The 21,715-nt window shown below is 44.4% G+C and carries 15 protein-coding genes and 1 pseudogene; 7 read left to right on the top strand and 9 right to left on the bottom strand.

Translation table 11 applies throughout. The features are described from left to right. Positions 1-161 precede the first annotated feature (161 nt). The 4 genes from HW45_RS06100 (at position 162) to HW45_RS06115 (ending at position 6,612) form a co-directional block, all read left to right on the top strand. Positions 162-1,565, top strand: a complete 1,404-nt coding sequence (locus tag HW45_RS06100; RefSeq protein WP_038225534.1) for a PTS fructose transporter subunit IIC — start codon at positions 162-164, stop codon at positions 1,563-1,565. 91 nt (positions 1,566-1,656) lie between these two features. Continuing rightward, complete coding sequence (locus HW45_RS06105; protein WP_038225535.1) at positions 1,657-4,287, top strand: glycoside hydrolase family 38 C-terminal domain-containing protein; 2,631 nt, start codon at positions 1,657-1,659, stop codon at positions 4,285-4,287. A gap of 15 nt (positions 4,288-4,302) precedes the next feature. Next, positions 4,303-5,997: a sugar phosphorylase gene (locus tag HW45_RS06110; protein ID WP_038225536.1), complete on the top strand. Its 1,695-nt coding sequence runs from the start codon at positions 4,303-4,305 to the stop codon at positions 5,995-5,997. Positions 5,998-6,006: 9 nt separating this feature from the next. Continuing rightward, positions 6,007-6,612 (top strand): fructose PTS transporter subunit IIA, encoded by a 606-nt coding sequence (locus HW45_RS06115; protein WP_038225538.1) that lies wholly within the window; start codon positions 6,007-6,009, stop codon positions 6,610-6,612. 95 nt (positions 6,613-6,707) lie between these two features. Here HW45_RS06115 and HW45_RS06120 read toward each other — a convergent pair. The 6 genes and pseudogenes from HW45_RS06120 to xerD form a co-directional block, all read right to left on the bottom strand. Beyond that, positions 6,708-8,036, bottom strand: a pseudogene (locus tag HW45_RS06120) (sigma-54-dependent transcriptional regulator). A gap of 216 nt (positions 8,037-8,252) precedes the next feature. Next, complete coding sequence (gene lysS / locus HW45_RS06125; RefSeq protein WP_006075403.1) at positions 8,253-9,770, bottom strand: lysine--tRNA ligase; 1,518 nt, start codon at positions 9,768-9,770, stop codon at positions 8,253-8,255. A gap of 34 nt (positions 9,771-9,804) precedes the next feature. Further along, a protein-coding gene (prfB, locus tag HW45_RS06130) for a peptide chain release factor 2 (protein ID WP_096441785.1) occupies positions 9,805-10,903 on the bottom strand; the annotation gives its coding sequence in 2 pieces (ribosomal slippage) (positions 9,805-10,827 and positions 10,829-10,903; 1,098 coding nt in all). 104 nt (positions 10,904-11,007) lie between these two features. Then, positions 11,008-12,747 (bottom strand): single-stranded-DNA-specific exonuclease RecJ, encoded by a 1,740-nt coding sequence (gene recJ, locus HW45_RS06135; RefSeq protein WP_038225543.1) that lies wholly within the window; start codon positions 12,745-12,747, stop codon positions 11,008-11,010. Positions 12,748-12,789: 42 nt separating this feature from the next. Then, positions 12,790-13,575, bottom strand: coding sequence for a bifunctional protein-disulfide isomerase/oxidoreductase DsbC (gene dsbC / locus HW45_RS06140; protein WP_038225545.1), 786 nt, complete (start codon positions 13,573-13,575; stop codon positions 12,790-12,792). Positions 13,576-13,605: 30 nt separating this feature from the next. Continuing rightward, positions 13,606-14,520 carry a site-specific tyrosine recombinase XerD gene (gene xerD, locus HW45_RS06145; protein WP_006075408.1) on the bottom strand — a complete coding sequence of 305 codons (915 nt, stop codon included), beginning with the start codon at positions 14,518-14,520 and terminating at the stop codon, positions 13,606-13,608. A gap of 150 nt (positions 14,521-14,670) precedes the next feature. Here xerD and fldB point away from each other — a divergent pair, with 150 nt between their 5' ends. Next, positions 14,671-15,189 carry a flavodoxin FldB gene (gene fldB / locus HW45_RS06150; protein ID WP_038225584.1) on the top strand — a complete coding sequence of 173 codons (519 nt, stop codon included), beginning with the start codon at positions 14,671-14,673 and terminating at the stop codon, positions 15,187-15,189. Positions 15,190-15,264: 75 nt separating this feature from the next. On the opposite strand, the gene brnQ is transcribed toward fldB, so the two are convergent. Beyond that, the gene (gene brnQ / locus HW45_RS06155) at positions 15,265-16,575 is read right to left on the bottom strand and encodes a branched-chain amino acid transport system II carrier protein (RefSeq protein ID WP_006075410.1); all 1,311 of its coding nucleotides are present in this window, start codon (positions 16,573-16,575) and stop codon (positions 15,265-15,267) included. Positions 16,576-16,872: 297 nt separating this feature from the next. Between brnQ and HW45_RS06160 the strand changes: the two genes are divergently transcribed. After that, complete coding sequence (locus HW45_RS06160) at positions 16,873-17,595, top strand: tRNA1(Val) (adenine(37)-N6)-methyltransferase (protein ID WP_038225547.1); 723 nt, start codon at positions 16,873-16,875, stop codon at positions 17,593-17,595. A gap of 99 nt (positions 17,596-17,694) precedes the next feature. After that, positions 17,695-18,918 carry an ATP-dependent RNA helicase SrmB gene (gene srmB, locus HW45_RS06165; RefSeq protein ID WP_006075412.1) on the top strand — a complete coding sequence of 408 codons (1,224 nt, stop codon included), beginning with the start codon at positions 17,695-17,697 and terminating at the stop codon, positions 18,916-18,918. A gap of 99 nt (positions 18,919-19,017) precedes the next feature. Here srmB and yaaA read toward each other — a convergent pair whose 3' ends face one another. Then, positions 19,018-19,791 carry a peroxide stress protein YaaA gene (yaaA, locus tag HW45_RS06170; protein WP_038225586.1) on the bottom strand — a complete coding sequence of 258 codons (774 nt, stop codon included), beginning with the start codon at positions 19,789-19,791 and terminating at the stop codon, positions 19,018-19,020. Positions 19,792-19,898: 107 nt separating this feature from the next. Beyond that, complete coding sequence (locus tag HW45_RS06175; RefSeq protein ID WP_038225549.1) at positions 19,899-21,335, bottom strand: alanine/glycine:cation symporter family protein; 1,437 nt, start codon at positions 21,333-21,335, stop codon at positions 19,899-19,901. Positions 21,336-21,715 lie beyond the last annotated feature (380 nt).

The following is a 21,715-nucleotide window of genomic DNA, read 5'->3' on the forward strand; positions in this document are numbered from 1 at the left end:
TAGAAACGGTTTAACTATTATTAGGCGCGAAAATGACGTTTTTTTCCTTGATGAGTCTCACAAAAGTATCGTCATACATGGCTTGTACCATGAAACAGTATCTTGATACTTCGCGGAAAAATATACTGCGAGCAGTTAAATAATTACAACGGTGAACAACCATGGCGAAGAAGAAAATCGTTGCAGTAACCGCTTGCCCTACTGGCATTGCGCACACCTTTATGGCTGCAAAGAAAATCCAAAGCTGGGCAGAACAACAAGGTTATGAAGTCAAAGTTGAAACTCAAGGCAGTGATGGCGTAAAGAACAAACTAACCGCCCACGACATTGCAACCGCAGATGGCGTTGTACTCGCGATCGACGTCCCAATCATGGAAATGGAACGATTTGATAATGCGAACCCACTCAAAGTCCGCACCCAAGAGCTCATCAAACGCGTTGACGATTTACTGCCGACGGTCTTCAACCTCGGCAAGCAAAAGAGCAATACAAGTACTCATGTAGTCGAAGAACAACGCTCAGCCTATCAAGTTGCCATCGGCCATATCATGACAGGTATCAGTTATATGCTGCCTGTCGTCGTACTAGGTGGTTTGCTGATGGCAGTAGCGAAGATTACTGGTGAATTCATTGATATCTCAGGTACGCCAATTCAAACTCTCGACAAGCTTGGTTTCATGACCATCAAGTTTATGTACCCCATTTTCGCGGCATACTTGGCTTATTCGATAGCAGGAAAACCAGCTCTTATTCCAGCGTTTATTGGCGGCATCATGAGTGATGAAGTGTACAAACGCTTCTTCGACCTTGAAGGCTGGGCTCCTTCAGGCTTCTTTGGGGCTATAGCTATCGGTTTCTTAGTAGGTTATCTAGTTCGTTACCTTAATGACACAATTAAGGTGAAGACCGAGCTTACTACCCTGAAAACCATGTTACTGGTACCAGCTATTACTGGTGTGGTCATGGTGCTCACTATGGAGTATGCCATCAATCCGTTTTTTGGCGCGTTGAATATGGCGATGATCGAGTTGTTCATCCAGGCTGGTGATGCTGGACGAGGCATCTACTCAATGGTGATTGCCGCAGGTACAGCCTTTGACCTAGGTGGCCCTATCAACAAAGCAGCTGGTTCAGTAGCTCTTGGTCTTAACGGTATGGGTGAAGGTTTCGATTTATTAGCTCGTGAACTGGGTATTGTTATCCCACCAATTGGGGTTGGTATCGCCGCAATGCTTGACGGCAAGTTCCGTAAACCGGTTTTCTCTAGTGAAGAACAAACGGTTGGCAAAACCTCTTTAATGCTTGGCTTGATTGGTATTTCAGAGGGTGCGATTCCATTTATTCTTAAGAACCCGAAAATGATTCCAATTATGATCCTAGGTTCAATCATAGGTACACAAGTCGGCGTGTTACTTAACGTCTGGCAAGACCTACCATTGCCGGCTGTTTGGGGTTGGTTCCTATCCTCTGACCCAATCAGCTATACCATTTCAGTATTAATTGGTTCAGGTTTTATCGCACTCGCTCTACTGCTATGCACTAAGCCAGATACTTCAAACGCATAAACGTCACTGGGACGACATGCTCGTCCCCTTATTCTTCTCATATTGAACTTGCTTAATCGCAGTTAGATAGACCAGTTAAAGAGATTTTCCCATGGCGAAAGTACATGTCATTCCACACACTCACTGGGATCGTGAGTGGTATTTTACTCAGCAAGACAGTGACGTGCTTGCCACCTACAACTTTACTAAAGTGATAGAGACACTAGAAAACCAATCTAGCTATAGCTGCTATCACTTAGATGGCCAATCTTCCATTGTCGAAGACTACCTTAAAGTACTCCCTCATATGCGTGAACGTATGGGTAAGCTAATCCGTGAACGTAAGTTATTTGTTGGGCCTTGGTACACTCAAACGGACACTTACAATGTTGGTGCAGAGTCCATCATCCGTAACCTAAAGTACGGTATGCACATCGCGGAAGAAATGGGTCATAGCATGACCGTAGGTTACTTACCTGATACTTTTGGTCACAATGCTCAAATGCCTACGCTATTTAAAGGTATGGGTATTGATAACATCGTGTTCTGGCGAGGTATAGATTACGACCAACAAGTCAAAAAATCCCATTTCCACTGGCAATCACCAGGCGATGACACTATCTACGCTTATAACTTGGTCCACGGCTATGGAGCGGCCAAGAACATTGTTCCAGACCCAGACCATTTAGACAAAAAAATCTTCCCTATGGTGGAGAAAATCAAAGCGCTATCCGGGCTAGATGAAGTGCTTATTCCGTCAGGGGGTGATCAAGTCAACATTGACCCAAATCTTCCGGCGACGTTAGCTGCTGCGACAGAGCGCTCGCCTAGTAAGGATATTTACACCATCTCTTCTATGGAGAACTTCGTCGAATATCTGCGCCACAATAACGAACAGTTTGAGACGTACCTTGGCGAGTTTAAAGCGCCACGCTATACCCGTATTCATAAAACTATCGGCTCAGTGCGTTACGACATCAAAAAACTGAACTTCGAAATTGAGCAATTTTTGGTGAAAAAGCTTGAAGTAGTGATTGCTATAGCGAAAGCACAAGGAATCAAAGTACATACTGAGCTTGTGGACATCGCCTGGAAAAAAATCCTTGAATGTCATGCTCATGACAGCATGGGGGGCTGCAACAGCGATGCCACTAATGCCGATATCATGCACCGCTTAAAACAAGCTCAAGAAATTTGTCACGGTTTATACAACCTAGTGGTGAAAGAACTCGCAAGCCAAGCTTGCCAAGACAATGAAGTAATGATTTTCAATTCTCGCCCAACCACCTATAACGGCGTAGCGCGAGTGGTTGCTTTCTCAAAGTCTGAACATATTACCCTCAAAGATGGTGATAATACTTTAGAAACTGAAGTTCTTAGTCGCGAGACTCTAGATGGTGGCAAGGTTATAGAAGTCACTAAAGATGGTGAACGCGAGGTAGAAGTCCCGCCTTACTATCGATTTGAGCTAAATGTAGTTGTTAAAGACCTTCCTGCTTTAGGATATCAAGTTCTTCAAGTGACTAACGCAATAGCTAGTGAGAAAAATAACACCGCCAGCGATATGTTTTTCATTGAAAACCAAGCTATAAAAGTAAGTTTCGTTGAGGATCAGCTAACTCTAGAAGACAAACGTACAGGTCGTATAATCACACAATTGCTGAGCTTTGAAGAGCAAGCCGATGATGGTGATTCCTATGACTTTTCGCCACTTGCAGGCGATACGCCAATAACTTGTACCAAACTACGCATGCTAGAAGTAAACCAAGGCGAGTTACAACAGCGCATGGCTTTAAGGGCTCAGCTAGCTTTACCAAAAGATCTAGAAGCTCGTGTATCTGGCAACAACTCCGTATTAGCAACCTTTGATATCACTCTCACTCTGCTTCGTGATGAACAGCAGCTTCGCGTAGATATTGAAACCGAGAATCAAGTTTCTGACCATCGAGTGCGAGTGGTCATCAACTCAGATGTAGCCGCCGAGGAGTCGCTAAGCACACAGCCGTTTGCATTAATGAAACGACCTATTGCACCATCTACTGAGGGCTGGCAAGAGCGGTTCCGCGAATGTCCTATTGATATTGAAACCACTGACGGTGCCGTCGCCATTGAAAATGCAGGCCAAGCCATGATCATTAACGGCCGCGGCATTAAAGAGTTTCAAATTTTACCACAACAACACTCAAGCGCCATTGCATTAACTCTGTTTAAGTCAACTGGCCGACTTGGTAAAGATGATCTCTTGTGGCGTCCAGGCCGAGCTTCCGGTATCAACAACACCGTGGTTTACACTCCGGATGCTCAATTACAGAAAGCTATGACATTCAGCTTTGCTATCGCATTAACCGAAGAGTCTAGTCATCAGACCGTACGTAAAATGGAGCAAGAGTTTCTAGACTTACCATTCAGTTATCAGAAACAGACTCTCAATAGCTTCGAAAACCGTCTTGAGCGTTTTCAAGTTCGCTTTGAGAATCATGAAATTGCTCAACATTTTAGTCTATTCGAACTTAACCAAGCACTGCAATTATCCAGCGTAGGTCACTCGTTCTATGAAAGTAATGCCATTATCGTACGCCTCTACAACCCGACTGAGCAGACGATACAGCTTGATACCAACGCCTTTAAACACTTTGCCACGGTAGAGCGCGTTAACCATCGTGAGCATTTAGTTGAACAACAATGGCAAGTTAAACCAAATAACACCATCGACCTACGTGTCAGTTTCAAATTTAAGTTGTAGGCCAGGAACAATTACATGATCAAACAACGAATCTATACCAAGGTCTCGGCTTTATACGGCGAAGATAAAGCAGAATCAATGACCAACGACATCCTTAATTTGGTGGAGAAATGGCGTGAGCGAGCACCACAATATTCCAATTGGGTGGATCAAAACAGCACATATTTAATCACGTATGGTGATAGCTTCAAGAAACTAGGACAACCAACGTTACAAACCATGAAGTGTTTTGCGGATAAGTATCTTGCCGGAGCTATCAGCAATATCCATATATTACCCATGTTTCCATATACCTCAGACGATGGTTTCAGCGTAGTGGATTATCGTGAAGTCGATCCGAATCTTGGAGAGTGGCAAGATCTAAATGCATTGGCAGAAAACTTTGACCTCATGTACGACTGCGTCATTAATCATATTTCTAAGAGCAGTGATTGGTTCCAACGCTTCCTTGCTGGCGATGAAGCTTATCAAGATTATTTTGTAGAATGTGACCCTGAATTAGATTACTCAAGCGTTACACGCCCGCGAGCTTTGCCACTGCTGACACCCTTTACAAAAGCAAACGGCGACACTACTCATGTGTGGACCACATTTTCTGACGACCAAATTGATATTAATTTCCAGTCACCAAAAGTGTTGTTAGAAAGTATTGATATCTTATTAATGTACGCAGCTAATGGTGGCCGCTCCATTCGTCTCGATGCAATCGGCTTTATCTGGAAAGTCCTTAATACTAGTTGCATCCACTTACCAGAGGCACACAACATCATCAAATTGTGGCGTATAGTGCTAGATGAGGTAATGCCGGGTAGCCTACTTATTACCGAAACCAACGTGCCACATAAAGAAAACATTTCTTACTTCGGTCAGGGTGATGAGGCTCATATGGTGTACCAATTCCCACTGCCACCGTTAACTCTCCATGCTTTCTTATGCCAAGATAGCCAAGTTCTCACGCAGTGGGCGAAAGGATTGACTAAAGAAGCCGTCACATCTCTTAAGCTCGGGCGCAAAACCACCTATTTCAACTTCCTTGCGAGTCACGATGGTATTGGTGTACGCCCAACAGAAGGTATCCTCACTAATGAGGACCGACAGATGATGTGCGAGCATGTTGAGCGCAAAGGCGGCAGAGTCAATTACAAGCACAATGGTGATGGCACACAGTCACCTTATGAGTTAAATATTAATTATCTAAATGCCATAACTGAGCCGGAAGATAACATTGAACTCAAATCCAGGAAATTCCTAGCCGCACAAGCTATTTTGCTGTCATTTATTGGCGTCCCAGCGATTTACTACCACAGTTTGTTGGGGAGTGAAAATGATCTACAAGGGATGATAGATTCTGGTATCAATCGCCGCATTAACCGAGAGAAATTCGAACTCGAAAGTTTAGAAGCGGAGTTGGATGAGGTGGGTTCACTACGTCAAAAAGTCTACAAAGAAATGGTGCGCTTACTGAATATCCGAAAGCAGCATAAAGCGTTCTCGCCTACCTCTACACAAAGTGTATTGGAGCTATCACCGCAGTTATTTGGATTACAACGAGGTGAAGGTAACGACGCCATTCGTTTTATCGTTAATCTTTCTGAAAACACACAACATGTCTCTCTAGACAATGGCGGTCAAGATCTCGTTTCCGGAGCAACCTTCGACGCCCAGCTTACTCTTAACCCTTATCAATTTGTTTGGTTAACAAACTCATAGGAGCCGCAGATGAACTTATCACAACTGACCTCAGAAAATTTGATCATGTTGGATGCGGTTTTTGAAGACCGCTTTAGCGCAATTAATGCGCTCACAGATCGTATTGACCAAGCAGGAAAACTGACAAACCGACAGCAGTTTTTAGATGCGGTTATGCTGCGAGAAGAAGAAGGCCCAACCGCTTTAGGGGAGTACCTTGCTATTCCTCATGGTAAGTCTATTGCCGTTACTGAGCCTGTTTTTGCTTGTGCGCTGTTGAAAAACGAACTGCAGTGGAAAGGACTAGACGGCGACGAGCCAGTGACTATGATCTTTTTACTCGCAATTCCACCTGCAGAAGCGGGGTCTACTCATATGGAAGTGTTGACTACGTTGACATCATCTTTAGTAGAAGATGACTTTCGCGAAGCACTGCAAAATGCGACAAGCCAGCAACAAGTTATGGCACTGCTCTCCTCTGACGAGGAGAATGTAGAGTCACAACAAGCTGAGACTGAAAACGATGTACCGCCGATGGAACAACCTGAAATGGCACGCGATATCAGTGGTAAAGCTTACCCTCTAGTCTTAGGTGCTGGCTTGGTAATTTCTGTACTGTTGTTTCTAATGCTCTAACGACTTACTCATACTTCAGTCGCAGATTGGCTCGTTACCAACTTCATGAACCAAAAAAGGCGCTATTGCGCCTTTTTTGCTGAATTAACATAAACCTAAACAGTCTCTTCAGTAATAAGGTTATGTTTATTGAGTAAACGATACATCGTCGCTCTAGAAATACCCAACTCTTTGGCAGCTAGTGTAACTTGTCCATTATGGCTATCTAGCACTAAGATCAACGCATCACGCTCAGAACGTTCTCGAATACTCTTCAAGCTGCGCTTACCAGAGAAAGTACCGGGCAATTCAAAGTGCTTTTTGGTCAGCACTTCTTCTTCCGTCATCAACACCGCACGTTTCACCTGATTCATCAGCTCTTTCACATTTCCAGGCCAATGGTAATACGTCAACGTTTTCAGAGCATCATCATCGATAGATTTGACTGGAGAATTAAACTCTTTAGCAAACTGACCAATATGGTGACTGACTAGCAAACCAATGTCCGTCGCGCGCTCTTTAAGGCTTGGTACATTGATACGAAGTACATTTATGCAATGGAATAGTTCTTCATTGAACATGCCATCGCCTAGTGCTTTTTCAATATCTGATGTATCCGCTGCTAAAATACGCACATCAAATTCTTTGATGCCCTTAGCCGTCTCTATTTGACCATCTTGATAGAACTTAAGCAGGTTAAGTTGCTGTTTGGGAGGTAAGGTAAAAATGTCATTCAGAACAATGGTTCCGCCCGAGGCTTGATCTAAAAGCGATGCTCGGTCGGCATCATGCATGCCAAAGAATTCATTTTCAAAACGCGCGTCGGAAAATGCTCGGCAGTTGACGGCGATGAAGGGTTTTTGAGAACGTGCTGAACAGCGATGAATGGCTTTAGCTACTGACTCCTTGCCTGATCCAACTTCGCCATGAATCATTATACTGACATCGGTGGGGCCGATACGTCTAATTTGATCACGCAACCGTCTCACTGGTAATGACTGACCAACCAAACCAAGGTCATTGTCATTTCCATTATGAGGCCACACTTTCTGTTACAGTTTTAGCATTCCTAACTGGTGACCTATCGTGCTCATTAAACGGGAATCTGGAATAGGTGTAGTGAAAAAATCAATACAGAAGTTAACTATAAATTGGCAAATAGTATCCGAACTCAGCTGCGACTCACGGATAAACGCAATCCAACGAACTTGCTTGTGTGTACTTACAAGTTTCGCAATGCCATTAAGGCTAAAATCATCCCTCGTTAAGTCTACGATCCCAATACAAGGGCCTATTTCTGAAAACAAGGCATCGGCTTTTCGCAAGTCGGAACATTGCGTGCATCGCCATCCAGCCTGCTCCAATACAGATAGCCATGGCTCATAGGTTCCACCCACTACGACTAAAGAGCCGGGGATAGAATCCATCCGAAACTCGGTTCCCATTACATCATTCCTTATTATTGCTTTTAGATTCAACTTGTTAATTCTATTGAATTCGTCATAGCTATCAAATAGAACTATCGCAATTAACACAATCGCTACTGTCTCATAATTAAGACTAGTGCACGATTTATGACTTTTCTATAAACATTTTTAGAAATATGGCATGAAAAAAGCCTCTCAATGAGAGGCTTTGTAAGAATGAGTCATCGTTTCAGCTTATTGCTGTGGACGCATTGCTGGGAACAGAATCACATCACGAATCGTGTGAGTGTTAGTAAACAGCATTGCCAGACGGTCAATACCAATACCTTGACCTGCTGTTGGCGGTAGACCGTGCTCTAGCGCTGTGATGTAGTCTGCATCGTAATACATAGCTTCATCATCACCAGCGTCTTTTGCGTCAACTTGTGCTTTAAAGCGAGCGTCTTGGTCTTCTGCATCGTTAAGCTCAGAGAAACCGTTAGCGACTTCACGACCACCGATAAAGAACTCGAAACGGTCTGTGAAGAATGGATTATCATCGCTACGACGAGCCAATGGAGAAATATCCGCTGGGTAACCCGTGATGAAGGTTGGCTGAATCAGTTTTGGTTCTGCCGTTTCACCAAAGATTTCCTCTAGAAGCTGACCACATGTCCAAAACGTTTCCACTTCAACGTGTACTGATTTCGCGATAGAAACCATAAGCTCACGATTAGTTAGGTCTTCTTCTGTTAGCGCTTGAATTTGCTCATGCTCAGGGTTGTAGTGTTTGATCGCATCAAACATGCTCATACGAGCATATTTACCACCAAATTCTACCGTCTCATCACCGTAAGGCATTGAAGTCGAACCTAGAACATCCATCGCAACTGTGCTCAGCATTTCTTCAGTAAGATCCATCAAATCTTTGTAGTCTGCGTAAGCTTGGTAGAATTCCATCATTGTGAATTCTGGGTTGTGACGAGGAGAAAGACCTTCGTTACGGAAGTTACGGTTGATCTCGAATACGCGATCAAAACCGCCAACAACTAGACGCTTCAGGTATAGCTCAGGCGCAACACGTAGGTACATGTCGATATCCAGTGCATTATGGTGCGTGATGAATGGGCGAGCCGTCGCACCGCCTGGGATCACGTGCATCATTGGCGTTTCAACTTCTAGGTAACCTTTAGAGCTCATGAAGTTACGAATTGATGATACAAGCTTAGAACGTACAATAAACGCTTGGCGAGAATCTTCGTTTACGATCAGGTCAACATAACGCTGACGGTAACGCATTTCTTGGTCAGTCAGGCCGTGGAACTTCTCTGGAAGTGGACGAAGTGCTTTAGTTAGCAACTCATACTCTTCCATATTTACGTAAAGATCGCCTTTACCTGATTTGTGAAGCGCACCTTTCACACCGATGATGTCACCGATATCTAGACCTTGGTATTTTTCTTTAAGTTCTTTCTGAACGTCTTTTGCAGCATATGCTTGAATACGACCAGAAGTTTCTTGAATCACAAGGAATGGACCACGTTTCGCCATGATACGGCCAGCAATTGACACTACATGGTTTAGTGCTTCCAGCTCTTCCTTGCTCTTTTCACCAAATTCTTTTTGCAGATCACCAGCAAGCGCATCACGACGGAAATCGTTCGGATGTCCGTTCGCCTTGCAGCTCTTTCGGATTTGTTCCAATTTAGCGCGGCGCTCAGCAATCAGCTTGTTTTCTTCTTGTAGGTTTTCATTTTGAACATCATCAGTCATTTTCGATGTATCCCGTTTTAAATTGGTGAAAAGCTTAAAGGCCTGATTTAAGGCTAGCTTCGATAAACTTGTCTAGATCGCCATCAAGTACTGCTTGAGTGTTACGATTTTCGACACCTGTACGTAAGTCTTTGATGCGCGAGTCATCTAAAACGTACGAACGAATTTGGCTACCCCAGCCGATGTCAGATTTCGCATCTTCGTTCGCTTGCTTCTCAGCATTTTGCTTTTGAAGTTCAAATTCGAACAGTTTTGCGCGAAGCTGTTTCATCGCCTGGTCTTTGTTCTTGTGCTGAGAACGGTCATTCTGACACTGCACTACGATATTGGTTGGAACGTGAGTAATACGTACCGCAGATTCTGTCGTGTTGACGTGCTGACCACCTGCGCCCGAAGCGCGGTATACGTCAATACGAAGATCAGAAGGGTTAATATCGATTTGAATGTTGTCATCAATCTCAGGATAGACAAATGCAGAGGCAAATGAAGTATGACGACGACCACTAGAATCAAAAGGTGATTTACGAACTAAACGGTGTACACCTGTTTCAGTGCGAAGCCAGCCATAAGCGTACTCACCAGAGATCTTTACTGTTGCGCCTTTTAGACCTGCGACTTCACCTTCAGATACTTCAATCACTTCGGTCTTGAAGCCTTTCGCTTCAGCCCAACGCAAGTACATGCGCAGCATCATGTTGGTCCAGTCTTGTGCTTCCGTGCCACCAGAACCAGATTGCAAGTCGATATAGCAATCTGATGCGTCATGGTCGCCCGAGAACATACGACGGAACTCAAGCTTAGCCAACTTAGCTTCCAGTTCAGCAAGTTCAGGTTCAATTTCGTCGAAGGTTTCTTGGTCTTCTTCTTCAACCGCAAGCTCTAGAAGGCCATCAACATCCTCAACACCTTGGTCAAGTTGGTCGATAGTCTCCACGACAGCTTCAAGTGATGCACGCTCTTTACCTAGCGCTTGAGCACGCTCAGGTTCATTCCATACATCCGGTTGCTCTAGTTCTGCATTAACTTCTTCTAGGCGCTCTTTCTTGGCGTCATAGTCAAAGATACCCCCTCAGGATATTAGTGCGCTCGGTCACATCCTGTAGGCGGTTTTTAATTGGATTGATTTCAAACATATTTGCTCAGCATTTATGAGTAGAATTTAACCGAAGAATTCTACTCAAAAATGTGACGAAGATACAGAAAAATATCGAACTTCCTTGACCTAAAATATCCAGCTCTATCGAGGTTCTATATGGTCTACCATCAACTGTAACGATTGGTTTCCGCGAAATTCGTTAATGTCCAATTTATATGCCAACGTAACCGTTTTCACTGAAGCATCTGGCCAACGGCGTAAATCTACGTTGAAGGCTATTGCATCCAACATAATATTAGTGCCAAACCCTTTGTGCATTGGCTCAACCATCAGTTTTAGGTGTTTTTCGCCCACCAGCTTTTGATGGAGCACTTTAAATTCACCATCAAACAGCGGATCGGGGAACGCTTGACCCCAAGGTCCACCGGCACGAAGCTGCTCCGCCGTGTGCATAGAAAACTCTTCAGGTGTTAACTCGCCATCAGACAAAATAATGCCTTTTAGTGCGGTATCCCCTAACTCAGCACGAACCACTTCATCGAACAACTTACTGAAACGTTCGTAGTCTTTCTCCATGATAGTCAGACCGGCCGCCATCGCGTGCCCACCAAACTTCAAGATAATTCCCGGATTTTGCGTATCGATTCGATCCAAAGCGTCTCGCATATGTAGTCCTTGGATGGAACGGCAAGAGCCTTTGATGGTTCCTTCTCCGCCATCAGCAAACGCAATAACAGGTCGATGAAATTTATCTTTAATTCGAGATGCTAGAATTCCAATAACGCCTTGGTGCCAATCTCGCAGAAACAGTGCTAAACCGTAAGGAAGCTCGGATTTATCACTGATTTGCAAACGCTCACAAAACGCCAGCGCCTCTTGCTTCATACCTTCTTCAATGTCTTTACGAGTTTGGTTCAAACCATCAAGTTCACTCGCCATACGTCGTGCTGCATGAATGTTATCGGACATCAGCAATTCAACGCCAAACGACATATCATCAAGTCGTCCTGCGGCATTAATTCTTGGCCCTAACGCAAAACCAAAGTCTGATGCCACCAATTTACGCGCATCGCGTTTGGCGATTTCAATTAACGCTTGTATACCGGGACGAGCCTTACCAGCACGAATACGCTGCAAACCTTGATGCACCAAAATTCGGTTATTTTCATCCAATGGTACTACGTCTGCGACTGTACCAAGCGCAACTAAATCAATGAGCTCCATGAGCTTAGGTTCCGCCATACCTTGCTTGGCAAACCAACCTTGTTTACGCATGAACACGCAAAGCGCCATCATGAGGTAAAATGCCACGCCAACACCAGCTAATGCCTTAGAAGGAAAGCCGCATTCATTAAGGTTTGGATTCACCATGGCATCCACATTGGGAAGTTCTGCACCCGGTAAATGGTGGTCGGTGACCAACACTTGTAAGCCATTGTCTTTAGCGTATTGCACGCCAGAAATCGAAGACACACCATTATCAACGGTCATGATCACTTCTGCGCCAATTTCGATTGCTTGGTCCACTACTTCAGGGCTTAAACCATAGCCATCTTCAAAGCGGTTTGGCACCAAATAATCGACATTTCGACTGCCTAGCATTCGCAGAGCTAGAACTGATAACGCGGAGCTCGTCGCGCCATCGGCATCAAAATCACCCACAACGATGATGCGTTTTTGTTGCTTAATCGCTTCAAACAGCAAAGCAACAGCTGCATCGATACCAGCCAATTGTTGGTATGAAATAAGGCCGCGTGCTGTTTTTTCTAGCTGAGCAATATCGGTAACACCTCGCGATAAATACAGGCGTCTTAGCAGCGGAGGAATGGAATCAGGTAAAGCGGAAATATCGACTTCAGGACGACGTTGAATTTCTATCATAAACAAAAATGGGCTCGTATTATCGAGCCCTTATCCTAATAATTATTTGATTTGCTCTAGGCGCTTAAGAAGGTCAGCTGGTGGTAAGTAACCACCAACCATTTCACCGTTTGGTAGGAAAATAGCAGGTGTACCGCTAATGCCTAGCTCACGCCCTAAGTTGTAATGTTTAGCTATTGTTTCTTTGCACTGTTTTAGGTCGCCATCAAACTGAGGCTCTTGACGGTTGACTTTAGCATCATGCATTGCCGCTGCAGGGTCTTCTGAACACCAGATTTTCGCCATTTGCTCTGCTACTGGACCTGTTGCGCCTTGGCGCGGATAAGCAAGATAACGTACTGTGATACCTAGATCGTTATAACCCTGCATTTGACTGTGGAGACGAACGCAGTAGCCGCAAGTAATATCAGTAAAGATGGTCACAACGTATTTTTCGTCTTTGGCTTTGTACTCAATCATGCTATCGCTAAACTGCGCGATTTTTTCTGCATTGATTGGAGCCTGACGCTCAGCAATGACGTCTTTGTAGTTACCGTTTTCATCCAAAGAGTACAGTGTCCCAGCAATAAAGTGCTCGCCGTTTGGCGAAGCAAACAGAACACCTCCAGCAGTGCGTATTTCAACCAAACCATTAATGTCTGAAGCAACAATCTCATCAACTTCAATACCGATCTTGGCAAATCGAGCCTTAATAGCAGCCTCATCAGCCTGCACGGCAGCAACCGCCATCGTTTCCGCTTTCTGAGGAGTCGCTTGTGTTTCTTCCGCACCGCAAGCAGTTACAAAAAGTGGAAGAGTAAGTAGAGTCAAACGGCGCATTACGCTCATTAAAATCACCTTTGTATAAAAAACGTTAAGTTAAGCCCTTGGATGATGCTGGCTATGAATATTTTTCAATCGTTCTGTTGCTACGTGAGTATAAATTTGTGTGGTCGATAAGTCACTATGCCCTAGCAACATCTGTACGACACGAAGATCAGCGCCATAGTTCAATAAGTGCGTCGCGAAAGCGTGGCGAAGAACATGCGGTGAAAGCAATTCGGTATCAATATCTGCCAATACGGCGTAGAACTTAATACGGTGCCAAAAGGTTTGCCGGGTCATTTGCCTTGCACGTTTACTTGGGAATACGACGTCAGAGGTTTTATCTCCGAGTAAGGCCGGACGCCCTTTTTCAATAAACTCGCTGATCCAATCAATCGCATTTTCACCCATTGGCACCAAGCGCTCTTTATTGCCCTTACCAATCACTCGTACCACGCCTTGACGCAAACTGATGTTTTCCATGGTTAGACTAACCAGTTCAGTCACACGTAGCCCCGTAGCATACAACAACTCCAGCATCGCTTTATCACGAAGCTCAATGGGGTCATTAGGATCTGGCGCTTCCAATAAAGCGGTCACCTGATCTTCCGTCAAATCTTTCGGTAATCGTTTGGGTAACTTAGGGCTCACCAATAGTGCCGTTGGGTCGTCGGAGCGCAGCTTTTCACGATGAAGGTATTGAAACAAACGACGAATAGCAGAGAGCATTCGTGCCCGTGAGCTCTGCTGATAATTCTGATCCATTAACCACGTTTGATACTCCTGCAATCCCGACAGGCTAATAAAGTCTAGTCGGTAATTGTGCTCATTCATCCATTTCAATAGCTTAAAGAGATCATTGCGATACGAAGAAAGGGTATTCTCAGACAACCCTCGCTCCATCCACATGGAGTCTAAAAATTGCTCCACTAAGCCTTGATCTTGGATATTTACGTCGCTCACAACCACCTCTTGGATGTTTATACAGTACTTTCAACAGAGTATGCGAGAAGAAACGATAATGCCATAAAAAACCTATAGAAGATGAATAAGCGCTGCAAAGATGGTCAGATTAAGGGTAGAATCTCGAATCATATAGAACGACAGCAAGAAAGAATGATGAAAATAGGTTTGTTTTACGGTTCGTCAACCTGCTATACCGAAATGGCGTCGGAGAAAATTCGCGAGATTATAGGTCCAGACATCGTCGACATTTTCAACGTAAAAGATACGCCTATTTCTCATATGAGTGACTATGACCTGTTAATTCTTGGTATTTCGACTTGGGACTTTGGTGAAATTCAAGAAGACTGGGGCGCGATTTGGGATCAAGTTTCTGGCGTATCACTGCAAGGAAAAGTGGTTGCCCTATTCGGTCTTGGCGATCAAGAAGGCTATGGTGAATGGTACCTTGATGCAATGGGCATGCTTCACGATGAACTAAAGGTCACTGGAGCGAAATTCGTTGGCTACTGGCCTAATGTTGGGTACGAATTTGATGCGTCAAAAGCTTTAACGGAAGATGGCAGCCAGTTTGTTGGTTTAGCATTAGATGAAGACTCTCAATACGAACTCAGTGACGAACGTATTGCAACTTGGTGTGAACAGATCTTAGTGGAATACCAAGCGCTGCTGTAAGTCCTACCTTGTACATTCTCACGCATAAAAAATGGCGCTTCATAAGAAGCGCCATTTTTGTAATCAATCAGTAAACTACGCTGTTTCTTGCGTGAATTCTTGATCATTTCGACCAATAAAACACATACAGATAATAGCTGCAAATGTTGGCATTACCCAACCCATACCAACACTAAACAGTGGTAGCACGTTGAAGAACGATACATCGATACCCGATACTTTTGCAGCATCAATCAGTGCGAAGGTCAGTGCAACAAGTACCACCACACGATACGCCAGTTTAGGGTTTGCTAGTTTCTTGCGTGCAAACGTCAAGGCAACCAATGCAATAGCTACTGGGTAAAGTGCAAACAGAACCGGTACAGACAGCGAAATAAGCTGAGCTAGGCCGATGTTCGCCACGGTTGCACAAGCAACGCCGATAATGATGACCCACTTGTGATAGCTGATAGACGTGAGTGAGCTGAAGTAATCAGAACACGCAGAGATCAGGCCAATTGCTGTTGTTAAACAAGCCAGTAATACAATTACTGATAACACGATTTGACCGTATGGACCAAATAGCGCTTGAACATATTGACTTAGAATCGCACCGCCGTTGTCAGCCCCTGCTGCCACTGTCGCACTGGTCGCGCCTAAGTAGAATAGAGAGATATAAACAAACGCCAGACCAGCCGCAGCAATAAGCGCTGAGCTGATTAAATACTTAGTCGTTGCCGCTTGTTCCGTAATGCCTTTCTTGCGAAGCGCATCGACGATCAACATACCGAACATCAGTGAACCAAACGTATCCATGGTGTTATAACCTTCTAGGAAACCTTTAGTCAGAGGTTGAGTAAGATAATCACCTACCGGTGCAATCATTTCACCTTGAGGATCAATGAATACCGCGCCAGCCAACACAATCAAACCAACAAACAGCACAGGCGTTAGCACTTTACCAATCACATCAATCAACTTGCCTTGAGACCAAGCAAATGCCATGGCGATAGCAAAGAACAGGATTGAGAACACAGTCAGGTGCATTTGAGCAGCGTCAGCAAAGAATGGACGAACGGCCATTTCATAAGCCACTAAGCCAGTGCGTGGCGCCGCAAATGCAGGGCCAATAATGATAAAGATAAGTACAGCAATCAATGTTGCCGCTCGTTTAGGAAGATCCTTAGTCAAGTGCTCCCATGAGCCCCCAGCCACTGCAACGGCAATAATGGTAATAAGAGGAAGACCTACAGCAGTGAGAAGGAAGCCAGTCATTGCTGGTAATAAATGATCACCCGCTAATTGACCTGCCAATGGAGGGAAGATGATGTTTCCCGCGCCAAGGAAAAATGCAAACAGCATAAAGCCGACTGCTATAATATCTGTTGTTTTCAACGTCTGTTTCACAGATATGCCCTTACTTGTTATGTTGTGTGTTAGCCGGAAGAGTCTTTGCTCTACCGTAAAAATAAGGCGGGCATGATGACGAATCACTAGTCAATAAGCAATAGATGTAGAAATAAACACTACATTAATTTGCTTTGACCTTAAAAAAGCAGTTAGATTCTCTAGATTAAAACAAATAAGCAATTATTTATACTAACCCAAAGTTCAAACAAGTCGATCACAGACAGAACATATCACTACTCAATTATTTAACAATAGTGATATTTACTCAAAAGCAAACGATTAACAAAATAAACCATGACTTCTAGCACAACAAAAACCAAAGGTTTTCAGTTCAAACAGTTCTCCATCCTCGATGGTCATTCCGGTATGCCAGTGAGCACCGACGGAGTGTTATTAGGAGCGTGGGCACAATACCGCGATTCAACATATATTTTGGATATTGGAACGGGGACAGGTTTACTGTCCTTAATGATTGCTCAGCGATATAGCGACGCTCAAATCACCTCTATCGATATCGATGCAGTGGCGATTCAAGATGCCGAGATCAATATCAATCGCTCACCTTGGCATTCAAGAGTATCTCTTCTTCATAGTGATGTGTTAACTACACCATTTTCTGAGTCATTTAGTGGCATTATCTGCAACCCACCATATTTTAATAGTGGTAAGCAATCTAAGAACCAGCACCGAGCAACAGCCCGCCACACTGATACACTCTCTCACGATCAATTACTCGATGCCTGTTTTAATCTGTTATCGGACGAGGGCGAAGCCAGTTTTGTTCTGCCTAAAGTAGAGGGCGAACAGTTTATTGATATCGCACAACAAAAAGGCTGGCATTTAAACCGAATTTGCCAAATCCATTCGACAACAAAAAAGCCGTGTCACCGACTTCTATTTACCCTTTGCAAACAAGCAATCTCATTAAATACAGAGCATTTGATCATTCATTCCGAGACTGGGGGCTATTCCAAAGACTTTATTGCCCTAACCAAAGACTTTTACCTTAAAATGTAAGTGCGCTCTGGCTCTGTTTGAGTATAATAGCCGCCCTACTTTTCCCCTGATTGCTGTTTTTTTGCTCAGGGCTAACTTACGTCTTGTGGAGACACCATAGTGATCAGAACCTTCGCTGAATTAGATTTAGATCCTGTCCTTTTAGAAGCGATAGAGGAAATGGGCTATAGCCGCCCTACAGAGATCCAAGCACAGGCTATCCCACAAGCACTTGATGCCAAAGACATCTTAGCCTCAGCGCCAACAGGGACTGGTAAAACCGCTTCCTTTGCTATTCCAGCGATTCAATATCTGCTGGATTTTCCACGCAAAAAAGCTGGCCCTGCGCGTATTCTAGTTTTAACGCCAACACGTGAGCTAGCGATGCAAGTGGCTGAGCACACCAAAGCTCTGGCAAAACACACCCGTCTGAAAGTTGCTACCATTACTGGTGGCGTGACTTACGACACTCACGCTGACACGCTTGCTCAAACCCAAGATATCGTAGTAGCGACACCAGGACGTCTGATGGAATACATCGAATCAGAGCGTTTCGATTGCCGCGCGATTGAATGGTTGGTATTGGACGAAGCAGATCGCATGCTCGATCTTGGTTTTGGACCAACCGTAGACCGCTTGTCTGCTGAATGCCGATGGCGCAAGCAAACATTACTGTTCTCTGCCACATTGGAAGGTCGTGGTGTAGAAGGCTTTACTGCCGATCTACTGAAAGCTCCTGCTGAAATTTCTGCAGAGCCATCAACGCGTGAACGCAAAAAAATCACTCAGTGGTATCACCGTGCCGACAATGCTGAGCACAAACTGGCATTGCTCAAGCATATACTCACTGAACAAGCTCAGCGTACTATCGTATTTTTAAAGACCCGTGAACGCTTAGGTGAACTTCGTCAGCAACTAGACAGTGCACAAATCCCATGTTCATGGATTCAAGGTGAAATGCCTCAAGATCGCCGCAACAATGCGATCAGCCGTTTCCGTGACGGTAGCGTGAATATCCTACTGGCAACTGATGTTGCTGCTCGTGGTATTGACCTTCCCGACGTTTCACACGTGATCAACTACGACCTACCACGCAGTGCTGATGTTTATCTGCACCGTATTGGCCGTACTGCACGTGCTGGTAAAAAAGGTACAGCAATCTCTATTGTGGAAGCTCACGACCAGCCAATGATGGATCGTGTAGGTCGTTACACTAAAGAGCTAATAAAAGAGCGCTTTATTGATGGCTTACGTCCTACACACAAAAAGCCAGTGTTTAAGAAAAAGAAGAAGAAAGAAGACAAGAAAAAAGCCGTGAAAAAGAAAAATGGCAAGAAGAAGTAAGTTAACTTTCTCTCAATAATCTAAAAGGCTCTAATGATGAAACATTAGAGCCTTTTTTCATTGTTGTAACCTGTAATCACGCGAGGCAGAAAAAGAAACTTACTGCTCTTCTCGCTTGAAAACTAGCTCTGTTGCCGTCGACTCTTCTTCAACAAAGTAGTAACCCGCCACATCAAATGCGGTGAGTTTTTCAATAGAGTCAATGCGGTTGTCAATGATATAACGAGCCATCATGCCTCGCGCCTTTTTAGCGTAGAAACTGATCACTTTATATTGACCGTTCTTACAGTCTTTAAAGACCGGAGTAATAACTTTGCCGTCTAACTGCTTAGGCTTTACCGCTTTAAAGTATTCGTTCGAGGCAAGATTGATCAACACATTATCACCTTGCGCATTCAAAGCTTCATTCAGCTTATCAGTAATAATATTGCCCCAGAACTGATAAAGGTTGGTCCCACGTGCGTTAGCGAGCTTGGTTCCCATCTCTAGACGATATGGCTGCATTAAGTCTAATGGCTTTAAAAGACCGTAAAGACCAGACAACATACGCAGGTGCTGCTGTGCATAGTCAAAATCATCTTCAGATAACGTCTCTGCGGCTAAGCCCGTGTACACATCACCTTTGAAAGCCAGAATGGCAGGGCGGGCATTGTCGGTGGTAAATGTCGGAGACCATTGTTCAAATCGAGCCACATTCAGCCCTGCGATCTTATCGCTGACTTTCATCAACGCTGATACATCAGCAGGCGTCAGCTTGCGGCACACTTCGATAAGCTCCGCTGACTGCTCGACAAGTTCTGGTTGAGTGAATCGTTCAGTTGCGAGTGGTGACTCGTAATCTAAGGTCTTTGCTGGTGAAACAACGATAAGCATGACTGTACTCTTTTTAATAATGGTTTTACCCAGTATAAAAAAAGCCATGCACTTTCTTCAATCAAATAGTGCATGGCTTAATCTATTTTTGAGATAGGTAAAAGTGATTACTTGTTATCCGTCTCTTTGCTATACCAAATACCTTCCTCAAGTTGAGACTTAAGCTCAGGGTAGTCGTTAGCATCAAATGTAGGCACTTTGCCCGCTTTTAGCTGTCTGTTGTAATCTTTAGCAAGCTTAATCACGATGCCCGATAGTAAGATAATCGCAATCAAGTTAACGATAGCCATCAAGCCCATCGAAACATCCGCTAAAGCCCACACCATTGGCAGCGTCGCCACTGAGCCAAACATCACCATACCTAGTACGATAATACGGAACAGGCCAAGACCCGCTTTGTGGTTGTGCTCTAGGAAGATAAGGTTGGTTTCTGCGTAAGAGTAGTTAGCAATGATTGATGTGAATGCGAAGAAGAAAATCGCTACAGCAACAAAAATGCCACCCCACTCACCTACTTGTGAACTCAATGCACGTTGAGTCAGTTCAATACCTGTCACTTCTCCGTGAGGCACGTACTCTCCTGACATCAGGATAATCGCTACTGTTGCACTACAAATTACGATGGTATCGGTAAACACACCAAGCATTTGCACATAACCTTGTGACGCAGGGTGTGGCGGATAAGGCGTAGCAGACGCTGCAGCATTAGGCGCAGAACCCATACCAGCTTCGTTTGAGAACAGACCTCGCTTGATACCTTGAATCATCGCTTGTGCAATAGCGTAGCCTAGACCACCAGCAGCGGCTTCTTGTAGACCAAAGGCACTCTTGAAGATATACGCAATAACTTCTGGCACTTTCTCAAGGTTCATTACCATTACAACAATCGCTAGCGCAAGATAAGCCAGCGCCATAATTGGAACGATAAGTTCAGCAGTACGAGCAATCTTGCGAACACCACCGAAAATAACGAACGCAGAGATAAGTACAATGGCAACGCCGACAATCATAGGGTCGAAGCCAAATGCCGTGTTCATTGCGTTTGCAATAGCATTCGCTTGTACGGCATTAAATACCAAACCAAAAGCAATAATCAGGAAGATTGAGAACAACACGCCCATCCAGCGCATGCCTAAACCTTTTTCCATGTAGTAAGCAGGACCGCCACGGTAGTTGCCGTCGTCATCTTTGGTTTTGTATAACTGTGCAAGCGTACTTTCAGCAAATGATGTCGCCATACCTAGCATGGCAATGAGCCACATCCAGAAGATTGCACCTGGGCCACCTGCGGTTAGCGCAACGGCAACCCCTGCCATATTACCGGTGCCAACACGTGCTGCAAGACTGGTACAAAGAGCTTGGAAAGAAGAGATACCAGCGCTGTCTGCTTTGCGGCTGTTCTTTAGCACACTGAACATGTGACCAAAATGGCGGAACTGAATAAACCCTAGGCGTACTGTAAAGTAAATCCCCACACCTACGAGTAAGTAAACCAGAATCGATCCCCAAAGAAGATCATTCATTAGATTAATAACGTCTGTCACTTTAAACCTCACTTAAAGTTAGAGTACCGAGCTGCACATCCAAGTGCGTCCTAAATTGCGTGGTTATCCCATCCATGTGGTTTTGTTAATTTCACTGTTTTTCACTGCAACTTAGCTTGTATTTCTTACCCATTGGGAACGACACACAAGTCGGCTTATTTTTTGACGGGCGGATTTTGCAGTCATGGCGCGCAAAAATCAATACGCAACAAGTGGTATATTATTGTTATTTTTCACCATAAAATCACGAAAAGTTAACACTTTACAAAGCAACTTGGTCACTTACCGTTATCAAATTCGACTTGTTTTATTAACAATAGATAAGCATAGCAAGTAATCATCTTTGCATTCGCTTGTTTGCGGACAAGCCTAGACATAGC

The organism is Vibrio sp. ER1A, from assembly GCF_000733315.1.
Lineage (GTDB): Bacteria > Pseudomonadota > Gammaproteobacteria > Enterobacterales > Vibrionaceae > Vibrio > Vibrio mediterranei.

Bases quoted from the DNA above. Each gene is read 5' to 3' on its own strand.
- HW45_RS06100 (WP_038225534.1), top strand. From the start codon at position 162: ATGGCGAAGAAGAAAATCGTTGCAGTAACCGCTTGCCCTACTGGCATT.
- HW45_RS06105 (WP_038225535.1), top strand. From the start codon at position 1,657: ATGGCGAAAGTACATGTCATTCCACACACTCACTGGGATCGTGAGTGG.
- HW45_RS06110 (WP_038225536.1), top strand. From the start codon at position 4,303: ATGATCAAACAACGAATCTATACCAAGGTCTCGGCTTTATACGGCGAA.
- HW45_RS06115 (WP_038225538.1), top strand. From the start codon at position 6,007: ATGAACTTATCACAACTGACCTCAGAAAATTTGATCATGTTGGATGCG.
- lysS (WP_006075403.1), bottom strand. From the start codon at position 9,770: ATGACTGATGATGTTCAAAATGAAAACCTACAAGAAGAAAACAAGCTG.
- recJ (WP_038225543.1), bottom strand. From the start codon at position 12,747: ATGATAGAAATTCAACGTCGTCCTGAAGTCGATATTTCCGCTTTACCT.
- dsbC (WP_038225545.1), bottom strand. From the start codon at position 13,575: ATGAGCGTAATGCGCCGTTTGACTCTACTTACTCTTCCACTTTTTGTA.
- fldB (WP_038225584.1), top strand. From the start codon at position 14,671: ATGAAAATAGGTTTGTTTTACGGTTCGTCAACCTGCTATACCGAAATG.
- HW45_RS06160 (WP_038225547.1), top strand. From the start codon at position 16,873: ATGACTTCTAGCACAACAAAAACCAAAGGTTTTCAGTTCAAACAGTTC.
- yaaA (WP_038225586.1), bottom strand. From the start codon at position 19,791: ATGCTTATCGTTGTTTCACCAGCAAAGACCTTAGATTACGAGTCACCA.